General features: G+C 59.4%; 16 protein-coding genes. 4 read left to right on the top strand and 12 right to left on the bottom strand.

The features are described from left to right. Positions 1–12 precede the first annotated feature (12 nt). Positions 13–1005, top strand: coding sequence for a replication initiation protein (locus JDV76_RS01950; protein ID WP_198735167.1), 993 nt, complete (start codon positions 13–15; stop codon positions 1003–1005). On the opposite strand, the gene JDV76_RS01945 is transcribed toward JDV76_RS01950, so the two are convergent. The 5 genes from JDV76_RS01945 to JDV76_RS12445 form a co-directional block, all read right to left on the bottom strand. Beyond that, positions 970–1515 (bottom strand): AbrB family transcriptional regulator, encoded by a 546-nt coding sequence (locus JDV76_RS01945; protein WP_198735166.1) that lies wholly within the window; start codon positions 1513–1515, stop codon positions 970–972. The two genes, JDV76_RS01950 and JDV76_RS01945, sit on opposite strands and share 36 nt — an antisense overlap. A gap of 286 nt (positions 1516–1801) precedes the next feature. Beyond that, a complete protein-coding gene (locus JDV76_RS01940; protein ID WP_198735165.1) occupies positions 1802–2134 on the bottom strand; it encodes a hypothetical protein in 333 nt (110 codons plus the stop codon). Between the two features lie 202 nt (positions 2135–2336). Further along, the gene (locus JDV76_RS01935) at positions 2337–4232 is read right to left on the bottom strand and encodes a hypothetical protein (RefSeq protein ID WP_198735164.1); all 1896 of its coding nucleotides are present in this window, start codon (positions 4230–4232) and stop codon (positions 2337–2339) included. 65 nt (positions 4233–4297) lie between these two features. Continuing rightward, positions 4298–4717, bottom strand: coding sequence for a hypothetical protein (locus JDV76_RS01930; protein ID WP_198735163.1), 420 nt, complete (start codon positions 4715–4717; stop codon positions 4298–4300). Between the two features lie 234 nt (positions 4718–4951). Further along, positions 4952–5497: an LGFP repeat-containing protein gene (locus JDV76_RS12445; RefSeq protein ID WP_198735162.1), complete on the bottom strand. Its 546-nt coding sequence runs from the start codon at positions 5495–5497 to the stop codon at positions 4952–4954. Between the two features lie 86 nt (positions 5498–5583). Between JDV76_RS12445 and JDV76_RS01920 the strand changes: the two genes are divergently transcribed. Further along, positions 5584–6453 carry a replication initiation protein gene (locus JDV76_RS01920; protein WP_336244238.1) on the top strand — a complete coding sequence of 290 codons (870 nt, stop codon included), beginning with the start codon at positions 5584–5586 and terminating at the stop codon, positions 6451–6453. 924 nt (positions 6454–7377) lie between these two features. Here JDV76_RS01920 and JDV76_RS12990 read toward each other — a convergent pair. The 6 genes from JDV76_RS12990 to JDV76_RS01890 form a co-directional block, all read right to left on the bottom strand. Beyond that, a complete protein-coding gene (locus JDV76_RS12990; RefSeq protein ID WP_418884415.1) occupies positions 7378–7734 on the bottom strand; it encodes a transposase in 357 nt (118 codons plus the stop codon). A gap of 455 nt (positions 7735–8189) precedes the next feature. After that, on the bottom strand, positions 8190–8744 hold the full coding sequence (locus JDV76_RS12440) for a hypothetical protein (protein ID WP_232958713.1): 555 nt from the start codon (positions 8742–8744) through the stop codon (positions 8190–8192). A gap of 200 nt (positions 8745–8944) precedes the next feature. After that, positions 8945–9166, bottom strand: a complete 222-nt coding sequence (locus tag JDV76_RS01905) for a hypothetical protein (protein ID WP_198735159.1) — start codon at positions 9164–9166, stop codon at positions 8945–8947. Positions 9167–9710: 544 nt separating this feature from the next. Then, a complete protein-coding gene (locus JDV76_RS01900; protein ID WP_198735158.1) occupies positions 9711–10238 on the bottom strand; it encodes an LppP/LprE family lipoprotein in 528 nt (175 codons plus the stop codon). Between the two features lie 342 nt (positions 10239–10580). Further along, a complete protein-coding gene (locus JDV76_RS01895; RefSeq protein WP_198735157.1) occupies positions 10581–10781 on the bottom strand; it encodes a hypothetical protein in 201 nt (66 codons plus the stop codon). Positions 10782–11132: 351 nt separating this feature from the next. Beyond that, positions 11133–12194 (bottom strand): AbrB family transcriptional regulator, encoded by a 1062-nt coding sequence (locus tag JDV76_RS01890; protein ID WP_198735156.1) that lies wholly within the window; start codon positions 12192–12194, stop codon positions 11133–11135. Between the two features lie 147 nt (positions 12195–12341). Here JDV76_RS01890 and JDV76_RS01885 point away from each other — a divergent pair, with 147 nt between their 5' ends. Both JDV76_RS01885 and JDV76_RS01880 read left to right on the top strand, forming a co-directional pair. Then, the gene (locus tag JDV76_RS01885; protein WP_198735339.1) at positions 12342–13118 is read left to right on the top strand and encodes a TSUP family transporter; all 777 of its coding nucleotides are present in this window, start codon (positions 12342–12344) and stop codon (positions 13116–13118) included. Continuing rightward, positions 13118–13666: a phosphatase PAP2 family protein gene (locus tag JDV76_RS01880; protein ID WP_198735155.1), complete on the top strand. Its 549-nt coding sequence runs from the start codon at positions 13118–13120 to the stop codon at positions 13664–13666. Before JDV76_RS01885 ends, JDV76_RS01880 begins: the two co-directional genes overlap by 1 nt. On the opposite strand, the gene JDV76_RS01875 is transcribed toward JDV76_RS01880, so the two are convergent. Beyond that, complete coding sequence (locus JDV76_RS01875; RefSeq protein WP_198735154.1) at positions 13632–13886, bottom strand: hypothetical protein; 255 nt, start codon at positions 13884–13886, stop codon at positions 13632–13634. The two genes, JDV76_RS01880 and JDV76_RS01875, sit on opposite strands and share 35 nt — an antisense overlap. Positions 13887–13999 lie beyond the last annotated feature (113 nt).

The following is a 13999-nucleotide window of genomic DNA, read 5'->3' as shown; positions in this document are numbered from 1 at the left end:
GAAAGCTTGCCCATGACTCTAGCAGCAGACGGTAACCTGCGCACAACCACGGGTGGTGTCCACACCCGCCCCACTGGTCACAGTGCTGCACTGGCTGCAGCCGTCGATCTGGTCACCGAGCACCTGGGCGCGGCCCCGGCGCTGCGGTCGGCTGGATGGACCCGCGAGGACGCTACCCACCTGATCGGGCATCTCGGCCGCCACACGATCCCAGGTAGCCGCGGCCGCGATTTCTCCCGGGCATTCGTCACCAAGAAAGACGGCAGCAAAGCACCCCGCGCGTACCGCGTGGACTCCGCTGGGCTGGCCGCGTGCCAGTACGCGATGCTCACACACAAGCAGCGCGCGGCGGTGATCGTGATGGATGTCGATACTCCGGGCCGTCCCGGGGAAAGCCTCGATGCGCTGGCGACGGTGACACGCAGATCACTCGAACAGCTCGCCGCGCGCGGGGCAGGCCCGGCGTGGATCGGCGTCAACCCCTCATCGGGGAAGAGTCAAGCGATCTGGCTGATTGATCCGGTCTACCGGGCCGATGGGCACAGCAGCTCCAACTGGAAGTTGCTGGAACAGACGATGCGGGAACTGGAGATCGCGCTGCGGGGCGACGTTCACTTTTCCCACGGGTGGTCCCGCTGGCCGCTCTACACTGGACCAGACGCTCTGGCTTACCGGTGGCACGCTCAACATTGGCGTATAGACCGGTTGGGAATGCTGATTCAGGAGGTACGGGCGATGCCCGGACGGACGAAACCGGCTCCGTCGACAAAGCTGGCGAAAACGCAGTTCTCATCCGGGTGGGAGCGGATCGCGGCCGCTAGGGGGATATGCCTCCGGTGCGTGACCGTCCGGCGATGGCCCGCCGCGCTGGGTGCAGATCTGCGGCGCGGAAGTGGGTCTCGAGAGTCCCGTGGGCAAACCGCCCCGGCCAGTGGCGGTCATACGGTGCTGGCCTATCGTCCAGCCTGTTCAGTCCCGGTGGCGGACGCGTGCGATCCGGTGTAGTACCTGTGGCATCCAGCTTGCGAGGATCAGTACGCCGATCAGTCGGATGATCTGGACCGCGGCGACGACGGGCCCGGAGTCGGCCTCGTCGGCGATGATGAGGACGGTCTCGAGTCCGCCGGGGCTGGTCGCGAGGTACGCGTCGAGGTAGGGGATGTCGAGCCACCAGGTCAGCAGTAGAGCGGTGGCGGCGCAGCCGGCGATGAGGGCGGTGATGAACAGCAGTGTGGCGGGCAGGGTCCGGGCGAAGGATTTCAGCGCTGGGACGGATAGTGCCCCGCCGGCCATCCAGCCGATTGCCATGAACGCGACTGCGGTGACGGCTCCGGGGAGGGTGAGGGTGAGCCGGTCGTCGAGAAGCGTGTGGGCGAGGACGGTGAGCAGCATCGGCCCGAGTATCGATGGTGCGGGTATGTGCAGCCGGGTCCCCACGGGCTGCCCCACAGCCAGCAGTCGGAGGTACTGGGTGAGGGTGACGTAGCGGCAGTCGGCGCCCGTGTCCCATCGCACTAGAGAAAACGGGTTATATGTGGCCGGTGGGGACTGATTTTAGCGTGGTGAGGGGAGCGTCTGGCGGGGTGGTGCGGTGGTGGATAAGGCGCTGGGGGATTCATGCGAGTTCACCACCGAGGAACGGCGGCTAGAAATACTGTTCAAAAACTACGCCGATCCGACAAGCGACTAACCACCTTAAGGAAAAAGCACCACCGCATATGTAGCGGTGGTGCTTTTGGCGGTTAGTGCCTATTTTCGCTGTTAGACTAGCATTGTTGGGGAGTGGCACTAAGTTTTATGGCTACATGACAGTAAAACAGCACTTGATGTGAAGCACGCCAAACGGATTGTGTGCAGTTTTTGCATGACCTATTTTCTCGGGTAGGTAGAAATGTGGGAAGTCCTGGATCAGTAGTTCTTTGTCGATGAAATCTCGCCACTGTTCGTCCGTGCCTTCGGAGATCAGGTCACGGGAGGCGCAGCGGTGTTCTACGTCTACTGTCTCATCAAAGGTGCGTACCTCTTCGTTTCGCCAACAGACTGAATGGGGAAGGATGAAGATTCCCTCGTAGGGGCCTTTCAGATCGTCGAGACTATCGGGCGCGAGATAAGGCTTGTGGTCTGCAATGAACACTCGTCCTTGGTCCCATTTAATAACGGGGGCGTAGTGGGTCGTAAGTCAATGGCTCCTTGCGGGGATGTGGCTGTTTTTAAATCTACTTGTGGGTCCGCATAGAAACACCATGAGCACACCTGCCGTTCTGAAAGCATCATATCGGCTCGGGACGGCAGAGTTTTTGGTGGAAACAGAAAGCTGACGTAGGACCGGACGGCACTTACAGTGCGCGTGCTTTCCGGGATACAAGATCCCTGGGGATCTGCCGCGGGATTTTTATTACGTTCATCACCCCGCCAACCCAGGCGGCAACCCCGGCACCAACAACAGCGCACCCGGGTATCCCGCTGGTAAATAGCCCGGCGGTTTGCAGCGCCAGCAACCCGGCGACAGCCACAAGCACACACCACTGCCACCGCACACTTCCCAGAAGCCACCAGCAGCCAAGCGATGCCGCAACCGTCACCGCAACCACGGTGATCACCAACGCAAGATTCGGTGTGAACATCTGCCCGAGGATGAGGTCGGTCGGTTTGTCGGACGCCGTGAGCACCGGGTCAAAGACACCGGCCCTCAGCCAGGAGGAAGTACCGGCGACAAGCACCGCCGCCAGACAGACGACAAAGGCTACCAGGCTTTTGCTCGGCGCATAGCTTTCCGTGTGTGCCGCGCTGCTACGGGAAACGACGCTTGCAGCCGCTGGGAGGATGACGACAAGCAGCCCCATGACAAGACTTGCAACGAGCATCAGTTCAACCCTGAAATCGCTCTCCATGCCCTCAATCGTGGCATATCCGATGTATGCGCCACCGGCCACGGTCACACTGTAGGCGGCCATCAAGAAGTTCATGAGCTTGAGTTTCCGCATCATGACAGCAAGTCCGGTCAGTCCCGCCAGCACGCAGACAACCGTGAGCGGATCCTGGGCGGCAGGATCAATGAAAAACCAGTCGCTGTTGTCGGACATGGGCGCGCCTACAGCGATTCCGCCAGCGATCGACTGATGCACGCCCATCGGAAACAGTGTGCCCGACCAGAAAGGAACCCCGTCCGGTGTCGGCGCAACACCGATGAATTCGTTCTCCCGGACAAACAGTGTCCTCATCAGGATTGCCGGAACTGCGGCAGTGACAGCGGCAAGGGCGATAACGGTCCACCAGTATGCGGCCAATCCTGTTGCCAGGCCCCGTTCTTTCGCGTGTCGAAATTCCGCTTCGCGGGGGTCGAGTCCGTTGGTCGGTTCCCGGCGACTTGCATTAGGAGGTGGACTCAGCCAATCCAGTTCCGCCCTATCCAGCGGCACATGTGTGCCGTCTCCTACCTGTGGGGAAGATCCACGCGGCAACACCAGTTCGCGGCGGTACACCGCTTCGCACACAATCGGCACAAAAGCCGCCGACAGCACAGCCCGTGCCGTGTATTCCGGCGCACCGGCCAGCACTGTTTCCGGCCACATCATCCATAAACCGACACATGCCACCGGGCCGATGAGCACCGGATAGCGTGCTGAGTGCCGAGCCCCCGCGCCGAGCATCGCGCACAGGCCTGCAGCTATCGCGAACAAGCTGTTGGTACCGCTCGCCGCAAGCCCTGGGCTGCAGGCAAAAGCACATCCCGCAACTGGTGCAAACACAAGCGCCGATTCAGCCACGTTCAGTATTGTCAGCCACCAGGAAAGCAGCCATCCAGAGGTAACTCCGAGCAGCACAAGCCACAACATGCCGGCGATCAGGCCATCAAAAGGTCCCCCCAGCGACTCTCCTTTTTGTTGCAGGAGCATAAACGGCACAACAAACAGGCCAATCCAGAAACCCGCAACCACAGCAGGGGCGACGAACCGGTTTTTCACGACGGAAAACCCGGTGGCGGCAAGCCAGGTCACGAGACAGAAAACAGCACAGAAAACAACCTGCGGCATACCGGCGGTGATGTGCACGTCGTCAACCGGGTACCGATACCAAGTGTCGTCGACGTTGATTGCCCGCCGCTTTTCTGGGGTTGATCCCGTAAACAGCAGCATCTGCCACGCACCCAACACCAGCGCAACGGCCAGCACGCGCACAGAGTGCTTGAAGCCCGCGGACGATGAAACACCGCTACATGTCACAGTTGCCATTACTTTCCTTCAAACTGAATCAAGTCTTAATCATGCGAAAGTCCATGCAACGGCACAACTGCCATCTACCAAGGGTAAGTTTTTGCCGAGTAATTCCAGAAATGCCAATGATTGGGATTGTGATGCCAAAATACGGGCTCAATTAATCCTGGGCTAATGAGCGAGTTACTGTCCGGATAATAGGCTTTTTTGTGAAACAAAACAACTCCGGCGTGATACTGAGTGGCTAATTGACGCGCAGTAAATTTTTGTGTTGGATACGCAGAAGATTGACGGGAAAACTTTTCGGCAATATTCTTCAGATTTGAATAAAGTTCATCGTCACAATCAGCCCGTTTTTGCAAGGGCAATATAGCCGCTGAGTTACGGCCAGGGGGGTGTGTGGCATAGCTCATTAATTGCAAAAGTATCCTGATGATATAGGGATTTGTAGCTATTAAAATTTCCGACAGGCGGCATATCGGGACTCTTAGTGCAATAATCATGGAGAGCGCCGCCGCTTCTGTGTCGTGCCATCTATAATTGCTTGTAATGTTTATTGAGCTAGCGAAAATGTCCTTCGAGGTTCCCTTTGAAGGTCCGGGATGAGCTACTCTCCGACTGCTTCCCGTAAAGAGTACCTCAGGAAACACTGTTGTCAACTTTTCTATATCGTTTTCATAGGTCAAAAAGCCTCGGTGCACTTTTTGCCGTCAGTGGCGATGCTGACGGTACCGCGTTCAAAACTTCTGAACCTCGCCGATTCCATCCGCGTATGGTTCATCGATCGGGAAACCGAATCTACCGTCCTCGAGGGGGGCAGTAATCCACTCTGTCAGCGGAAAACCATCAATTACGGGGGCATCCGTGGGCGATGACCAGACGATCACTCCCCGGGCGAAGACGTTTATCCGTCCCCGATCGGACCTCCAATCGAACTCATTTGTAATCGGATAGCCGAGGCGACTGTTAACCCCATCTGTCTTGATCCAACGATCGTAGATGCGGCCGTACACCGCCGCGTTCAGTCCCACAGCTTTCTGCACGGTAGCGCCATGCTGGAACTTCTGCATACGCTCGATCGGGTTGGAAGAGAGTCCGTCTTGGTCCGTAATCGGATACCCCATTGGTCCCGCCTCCCACCTGAGGTCTTTCCAAACCTCGAAAACTTGGATGGGAATAATATGCGCTCCGGTCTCCGGGGAGCAGTAAATAATGCCTTTGGTCAGAGTGAACCGGTAGCCCCGCCCATCCGGATTGAGCCGAATTGACTCAACCGGCCACAAAATGGTGATGCTGGGCCACCGGGCTGCTCGTAGCGATCAAGAATGGCGCCACACACTTCAATATTATGCAGGGGAAAAGATGACACCTGGGAGCTGCATCCGCTGCACGGAGCAGCCTATCGAGCAGAAGGCTGGCCCCCACCGTCGTTGACCGGCTGCGAACGCTTGTCTACTATGGCCTCACTCCTGCGTGGATCGGTGTTAACCCGTTGTCGGGAAAGTGCCAGCTGATTTGGTACATCGAGAAGGTCTACACCTCGAAAAACCGCACCAGCCCTAATAGCCGTCTTCTCACCGTGCCGCATACCGAACTCACGCAGTACCTTGGTGCTGACCGGCACGTTTCCCACGGCATATCACGGTGGCCGTTCTACAGAGGCGACGATATGACCGCCTACCGTGGGCACAATCAGCACCACACGGTCGTCACCATGGGCAGCATGGTCAGAAGGGTACGCACCATCATCGGGAAACCGGCCACAGCACCCACCGAAAACGTAGGCGAAAAGCAGTACAGCTCGGGCTGGGAACGTATCGAAGCCGGGCGCGCATCGGCGGCACAGGGCCGAATGCTGGCGGACCTAGATCGGGAGCTACTCAGCGCTGACGACGCGGCAAGTGACCTGATCGACGGGGCACGGGTGCGGTGGATAGCTCCTGGACGTGCCGCCCGTGATGAAACAGCGTTTAGACACGCTCTTGCTGAAGGCCACCGGCTGCATGGTGCGGGTAGCCCCATGAAGGACAACCTGCTGATCGACGCTTACGAACGCGCGTACATGGTGGCCCAGACCGTAGGGGCTGACGGTCGTGAACCAGAGATACCGCCCATGAGTGATCGTCTGACAATGGCCCGCCGTGTGCGCGGCTACGTCGTTAACGGCAGGCCCAGCCGCCCCCAACGCACCATAGAACGGCAAACCAGCGCCGGACGTAAGGGTCTGCTGCAGGTTTAGGTGACAGTTCTATGCAGCCTGGAAGGCTGCATTTACTGTTGATCGTTTCACACTCGATCGGTGTGACCCGGTCAAGGCGTTTTTGTCGGACACACCGGTGGTAGCGGTGTTCGATCCAGGCCATGACCGCAACGGTCCGCTCTTCGTGGCTGGCCCATATCTTGAGGCTCAAGACACTTGCGTTGCAGCAACGAGAAAAACAACTCCATCACTGCGTTATCACCCGCAGTGGCTCTACCCATTGAACCCTTCAGACCGCGACGACCAAACATCTAACGGTATCTACAAGACCTCAACTGCGACCCACCATCAAAAATGGACAACCCAACCGGTGACACTGTGCCTGTTGATCTCACGGCGAGCAACCGCTGTATTTGGAGTGATGACCACCAGTCCAGAGCTCATATGAGGTGCAGCCGAGTAGCCGACGACCCGGCTCGACAACCTGTCCTTGACCCCACAACAATACAGTTTCCCTTCCCTGGTGGGGTGTTCGGTGATATCGGTGACTCACACCTGGTTCACCCAACGAGCAGCACCGATGAAATCGTGGCGAGTCCTGCCGTGATCGTCACTATGAGCACGGAGATCATCAGGGACCGCCAGGCCGGAACGCTTCCCGTTCTTCCCCCGCTTCCTGCCACAGGAAGACCACGGCTGATGAGCCGAACACAACTGCCAGGCAGCGCGCCCACACATCACCACCCCAGATACTTCAACCTCATCACGCAGATACCGGCAGCCGGCCTGCGGGTCGTTTGCGTGAGCTGCACGCACAGCTGCCACACGGCCCTGCACGCCCCCCTGTCAGATGCGGTGACCGGCTGAGCCAACCACCGGTAATACTCGGCCCGGCACAGCTTCAACACAGCTTCAACGCCCGACACGTCAACGTCACAGGAATCCCTTCTAACGCCAGCTGTTTCACGAGCGGGAAGTACCTTTTCCCGGTAGATTTACCTGCGACAAATACGCTGCCGCCCGCCGCAACACCTCGTTTTCTTGCTCCAGCGGCCGGTTCCGACGCCGCAAATCACGTAATTCCTGTGACTCTGAGCGGCACACACCTTCTTGTTCCCCGGCCCCTTGGCGTTCTTGATGTAGCCACGTATCCAACGTGGCTACATGAATCCCGAAATCCGTGGCCACCTGAACCAACGTCACACCCGGATCACGCGCCACAGCAACACGCACCACGTCATCGCGGAACTCTTTCGGATATCGCTTAGGCCCAACAACTCCCTTCCAGCTAGCACCAAGACCAGCCAAACTAGTTGTCACCTATTCGCGCAGCAGACCCCGGGGTTGGGCGTGGGTTGTTCGGTGGCGGACAGTGCAAGCACACACAACTTCGTCTGTGACCTATTGGGATGGTGGGTGAGCTGTAGGCTTGGGGCGTAACCTCATCGATACTCATAGGTAAAGGACTCTTAATGATTCAAAAGAATATGCCAACACTTATTTTTGGTAATGTTGTTTTGCAGTCTCACCTTATGGGCACTGATTTGCTTATCTTTTCTGATGATATGAGGTCTTACTGGACTCATGCTGATCCTCCGGTTTCTCTCAACGTCCCACTCCATGAGCTTCCTAATGCTTATCCGGAGGAAAAATTGGAGAAAATGGTTCAAGCCCTCTTTAGGAAAGTGAAGTCTCAGCTAGATGAGAGCTATTCCGGGGGATATGAAAGAGCGTGTGCTGACCTCTGTGAGTGGATCTTGAGCCCCACGCGGGGGTTATAGATTGCACGGCAAGTGAACTTCCCTTGAGCGTCCGCGACCGGTGTGATTGCCCGCATAAATGACGGCCTTGACCCTGTAGTCATGTCCTGAATTGTCATGGTTACAGTAGGCTTCACCTCTGACGAAGCCGTAGCCACCTTCTGTAAGGGGAACGATTCCTGGGGAATCAACATCTTCATACCAAGTGCCTAAATGCTCTTCTTGGAGTGTGATCTGTGCACTTAGTGGAAGAAATCCGGTGCCAGAGCATGACACACTGAGTCCATATCCGATGAGCCCATCGGCTTCCAGACGGGGGTCTGCAAAGGTTCCTGAACAGGAACCCGAATTGAAATATCTTTCGGAAAATCCGTTTTCATCCTTTACTGGTTCATCGAAAGTGAAGGTGAAGGTATTTCCGTCAAACTTGTCCTTGTTGGCACCCCTACTGTCTTCAATGAAGTTAGTTGTCTGATTTTCGTGCACTACAGCCGTAGAGGAGCTTGCCAGGGGAGCAGTCATTGTGGTTACGATGATGGCTGCTGCAGATATGATGGCTGTTTTCTTCATTTATTCTCCTGATGGTGCTTGGGGGACTGTTTCTGTCCCGGTCGGTGAACCGATCTGCCGTGTGGCGCTTGGTTTCCAGAGGTGGTGGACAATGTCCGTGACTTGCCACTACTGTGAGTGTGCTACGCCACATCGTCAAGGATGATGAAAGAAAATCCATTTCGCCCCTTTGTGGTGGGTAGGTGTGCCTAATTTTGCTGTTAGGCGTCTTGTTCTTCTTCGAGGTAGCGGTTGCGTGCTTCGCGGATGATTTCGAGGATGGTGTGGTTTTCGCGGCGTGCTTGGGCTTCTGGGTTGTCGATGATGTCGAGGGCCCATGCGTATGCGCCTGGGGTGCCGCTTGTGGGGTCGAGGTTTTCCACGGGATCGCCGTTGTTGTAGGTGGCTGCGAGTGCTTCGAGTTGTTTGTCTGTGTACCCCATGGGTGGGTTTGCTGCTCGGGTAGGTGGCATCTGGTCTGGCTTGCTCGTGGGGTGAGACTGGGAGGATGTTGCTGGGTCTCAGTCCTCCCCGAGTGAGTTTCTGTGGCGATGTTGTGCGCGTGACGAGGAACCGCGAGCCGGGAGTGGTGATCGAGCAGAGTGCAAAAGACTTTGGTGTTCACCTGATGATGCCGTGGAGATGGATGCGTCGTGCCGACCTCGGCGAGGGGCGCTAAGTCCGGACAGGTTTGCCGAAGTGGTCTGGTTGTGCGAAGCGCGCAAGTGGATCCGGCTGCTTGAGTAAGGCGACGAGGTTTAGTGTCGGGTCGGCGGGATATCTGTCACAGGTTATTGAGCTGGCCGCTGCAAGGTTACTTGTGGCGGTGGAGGTCTCGGGTGCTCAAGCTCTGCCTCTGTGTAATCAAGGGATGTCTACTCGGGTCGGATCGTGGGGTGCTCAAATTCCGTCGATAGCAGGTCATCCTGAAGGAGGCTCGGTTGATACAACCTTTACTTGTGTCGACCGGGCCTCGCCGCGTGAGTCCTATAGATTTAGATTACGGACGTCCAACTGGAGTCCAGCTTCATCGGCAGTGGAAGGAAGCGTGTTTTCGGAAATCAATAGAGAGCCCTCCGGGGTTAGGGTGAACACTGCAGACCCGGGAAGAGAGTGTCCGGCGGCTCGTGGACCATCAAGAACCCCATAAGAAACCTTGACCGAGTCGGTGCCGAGTGGGGTTACTCCAATAACTTTCTCTTCCATCAAGGGAGCTGGGTCGGCGATTGTTCTCCCCGCCCGGAAAAATACCACTCCTTGACGCTGAGAATTACCTGTCCCAACACCACCTGCAAGAACGGCCCAACTTAGAGGTGCGCACGGATCGAAGTGATCCTCGGTGATGGTGAAGGAAAATTGCTGCCCGCCGGAAGAAACAATCGGCAAAGAATCCACTTCAGAAAGTGGGTTTTGAGCAGTGGAATCACAACTTCTTCCGGAAGATGGATCGACAACCGTTATTCCTGACCCCACGGCCTCCTCTGGGGGAACTTGAGAAGCGCTTTCTTGACTCAAAGCGGACGATTCCCTCCCTACAGATGGACTAGGGGGAAGCGGTGTTCCAGAAGAAGACTCCGAAGAAGGCTCTCGATTATGGGAAGCGCTACATGCGCCCAGGCACACAAGTGGCCAGAAAAACGATAATTTTTGAAACTTTAGAGCTAATCATGCTTTTCCTCCTCCTGGAGCGAATGTAACACGATTCTTTTCACCTGCCCGCACCTTTAACCCCATCATTTCTCCCTTCGAAAGGTGACCATTTTCAAGGTTCGTTGACGACAATTAGTGAGGGTGTCTGCCGCAGAAACGGGTGACAGTGGTTGTCCAGCCTGGTTGGCTGCGGTCGCCATGATTGTCTCACTGGATGGGGTCAACTGTCTGAGCCGTTTCTGTCTCTGCTCCGCGGTGGTAGGTCTGTTCAATCCATGCGACAACTGGGATCCGCAACTCATCACGGGTGGCACACCGGCACCAGTTGAAGACGGTGTTCTGCAACAGTCCGAACAAGCGCTCCATGGCGGCGTTGTCCTCGGTGGCGCCGACCATGCCCCTCGACACGATGCCTGGTGATGGCTTTGTCGAAGGCGGCGGCTGCGAGCCAGGTCTTCCACCCGCGAGTCATCCGGTAGTCCACGATCCAACCCCGAGAATACGTCCTTGACCGCATAAAGATGAGTCGTGCCTCAAGCAGTCCGGTGGCCGAAGACGTCCCTGAGCAACACCCGGTTCGGCACGTCGGCGGTGAACGACACCGAATGAAATCATCATGGACCGGCAGCCCGAGGAGATTTGTGCTTCCCACGGCAGAGTTTCGCGAACACCGACCACCACCGGTTCGTCCGGCAGAACTGCCAGGCTGTTGTTTCGGCCAGTGGCGGTCATACGGTGCTGGCCTATCGTCCAGCCTGTTCAGTCCCGGTGGCGGACGCGTGCGATCCGGTGTAGTACCTGTGGCATCCAGCTTGCGAGGATCAGTACGCCGATCAGTCGGATGATCTGGACCGCGGCGACGACGGGCCCGGAGTCGGCCTCGTCGGCGATGATGAGGACGGTCTCGAGTCCGCCGGGGCTGGTCGCGAGGTACGCGTCGAGGTAGGGGATGTCGAGCCACCAGGTCAGCAGTAGAGCGGTGGCGGCGCAGCCGGCGATGAGGGCGGTGATGAACAGCAGTGTGGCGGGCAGGGTCCGGGCGAAGGATTTCAGCGCTGGGACGGATAGTGCCCCGCCGGCCATCCAGCCGATTGCCATGAACGCGACTGCGGTGACGGCTCCGGGGAGGGTGAGGGTGAGCCGGTCGTCGAGAAGCGTGTGGGCGAGGACGGTGAGCAGCATCGGCCCGAGTATCGATGGTGCGGGTATGTGCAGCCGGGTCCCCACGGGCTGCCCCACAGCCATGATGATGAGGAGGACGAGCAGGCCGATCCAGGAGAAGTCTGTGGCCGTGTCGGCGGTGGGGTGGGTGTCGAAGCCGATGAGCATCGCCGCGAGCGGCAGGGAGAGCATCACGGCCAGCAGTCGGAGGTACTGGGTGAGGGTGACGTAGCGGTAGTCGGCGCCCATGTCCCGGGCGAGGAACGGCATGACGGAGGCGCCACCGGCGAGCATGGAGAGCACACCCGTCGAGCGGCTGATCTCCCGGTGCGCGTGGTGCAGGAGCAGACCGCCGGTGACACCGATCCCGATGGTCGCGGCGGACACGACGAGCCCGGGGATGAGATAATTCACCAGTTGGGTAGCGGGCGTGGCCGTGAGCGGTGCCGCGGCGAGGATGGCGATCACCGCGCGGGCTGCCCGGGACGCGCGGCCGGAGAGAGTGATGCTGCGGCCGGTGGCGACGGCTGCTGTGGCGGCGACGAGGATCGAGGCGATCACCCAGCCCGCGGGCAGCCCGATGCGGGTGAACACCCACCCGAGGATCAGCGTCGACGGTACGACGGCAAGCCACCGGCGGTCGATGCGCGGGGCGTGCACGGGCTCTCCTCTCCGCCGGTCATCGGGTTTCCACCGTCCATTGTGCCCATCGTTGAACCGTACGGATTGGATCCGGGTACATTTGACATCCAGCCCTGATGGGTGACCGCAGTCACCTTTCCGGATCCCTTGAGAAAGCTGGTGACCATGGATCTCGCCCTGCCCGCGTGGCTCATCCTGATCGCGGGCGCGGGTGTCGCCGGCTGGATCGACGCGGTGATCGGTGGTGGCGGGTTGATCCTGATACCGCTGATCCTCGCCGTGGCCCCCGGGCTGGCCCCGGTGACGGCGCTGGCGTCGAACAAGTTGGCGGCGGTGTCGGGGACGGCGTCGGCGGCGTTCGCACTGTGCCGGAAGGTCGGTGTGGACCGGTCCCTGGTGATCCGGTTCGTGCCGGTGGCCGCCGTGTGCTCCGCGGGCGGTGCGCTCGCGGCGAGTGCGATCGACAAGTCCCTCATGCGGCCGATCGTGATCGTGCTGATGGTCGCGGCGGGTGTGTTCGTGGTGCTCCGCCCGAGCTTCGGCACCGGTATCGCACGCGAGGCGCCGAAAGGCGTACGGCGTCTGATCGCGGTCGGTGCCGTGGCGCTGATCGCCGGCTACGACGGCATCTTCGGGCCGGGCACCGGCATGTTCCTCATCATGGTGTTCACGGGTGTGCTGAGCCAGAACTTCCTCACGTCCGCCGCCCTGGCGAAGGTCGTCAACACGGCGACGAACGTCGGGGCGCTCGTCGTGTTCGCTGTGGGCGGTCACATCTGGTGGATCCTCGGCCTGGTGCTCGCGGTGGCGAACATCGCGGGTGCGCAGATCGGTGCCCGCACGGTGGTGCGCGGTGGTACGGGGTTCATCCGTGCGGCGCTGCTGTGCATGGTCATCGTGATGTCGAGCTATCTGACGTACACCCAGATCCTCGGTGGCTGATGGTTCCCGACGTCGCGTTCGGGGAGTGGCTCGTCGCCCACCGCGCACCGTGGATGGTGGCGGTTAGTGAGGTTCTTGCGGAGGCGTTCCGGCCCTGGCATGTCCTGGTGTTCGCTACGGTCCTCGCGGTGCTGTTCCTTCGCCGGTTCGGGCGGGCCACCGCCGTGCGGTTCTGGTGCGCGGTCGTCCTCGCCCAGGTGGTGACCCATCTGCTCAAACCCGTGGTGGGGAGGGCCCGGCCGCCGGTGGAGTGGCGGCTCGCGGTGGAGCCCACGGCGGCGTTCCCGTCGGGACACGTGACGGGTGCGGCGGTCCTCACCGGAGCCCTCGTGCTGGTGTTCTGGCCGGTGCTGCGCCGTGTCGGGCGGTGGGCCGCTGTGTTCGTCGCGGTCACCGTGACCGTGGTCGTGGCGGCGAGTCGGCTGATTCTGGGGGTGCACTGGTTGAGCGACACCACCGCCGGTGTCGCCGTGGCGGTGGTGTCGCTCGGTGTGGTCGGGGGAGTGGACGTGATCAGGCGGCGGCGGGGTTGCCCATCGGGAAGGTGATGACGACGTAGGCGCCGAGGGCGATGAGCACCACGATGTTCACCCACAGCACGATGAGGAACTGTGTGCGGAGTTCCGGGACGCGCCGCATCTTCCGGTAGGCCACGATCGCCGCGACGAGCGGGATCGGGAAGAAGATGAAGGATTGGAGGGCGAGGAGAACCGCGGCCACAACGGTGATCGCCCACAGGATGTAGAGCTGGGTGGTCGGCTTCTGCATGGGAGGTACCTCCGATCGTGCGGGCTGGTGGGTGCTCCTGCGGGATCGCGGTCTCTCACCAGCTCAGCGGTGATGGCGCACCTTCAGGTCTATCAGCCCCATCCGGTTATTAC

The organism is Corynebacterium marambiense (assembly GCF_016342275.1).
Taxonomy (GTDB): Bacteria; Actinomycetota; Actinomycetes; order Mycobacteriales; family Mycobacteriaceae; genus Corynebacterium; species Corynebacterium marambiense.
This window is presented reverse-complemented; position numbering and strand designations above follow the sequence as displayed.

Coding starts and splice junctions, on each gene's coding strand:
- JDV76_RS01950 (WP_198735167.1), top strand. CDS start 13: ATGACTCTAGCAGCAGACGGTAACCTGCGCACAACCACGGGTGGTGTC.
- JDV76_RS01935 (WP_198735164.1), bottom strand. CDS start 4,232: ATGGCAACTGTGACATGTAGCGGTGTTTCATCGTCCGCGGGCTTCAAG.
- JDV76_RS01930 (WP_198735163.1), bottom strand. CDS start 4,717: ATGATTATTGCACTAAGAGTCCCGATATGCCGCCTGTCGGAAATTTTA.
- JDV76_RS12440 (WP_232958713.1), bottom strand. CDS start 8,744: ATGAAGAAAACAGCCATCATATCTGCAGCAGCCATCATCGTAACCACA.
- JDV76_RS01905 (WP_198735159.1), bottom strand. CDS start 9,166: ATGGGGTACACAGACAAACAACTCGAAGCACTCGCAGCCACCTACAAC.
- JDV76_RS01885 (WP_198735339.1), top strand. CDS start 12,342: ATGGATCTCGCCCTGCCCGCGTGGCTCATCCTGATCGCGGGCGCGGGT.
- JDV76_RS01880 (WP_198735155.1), top strand. CDS start 13,118: ATGGTTCCCGACGTCGCGTTCGGGGAGTGGCTCGTCGCCCACCGCGCA.
- JDV76_RS01875 (WP_198735154.1), bottom strand. CDS start 13,886: ATGCAGAAGCCGACCACCCAGCTCTACATCCTGTGGGCGATCACCGTT.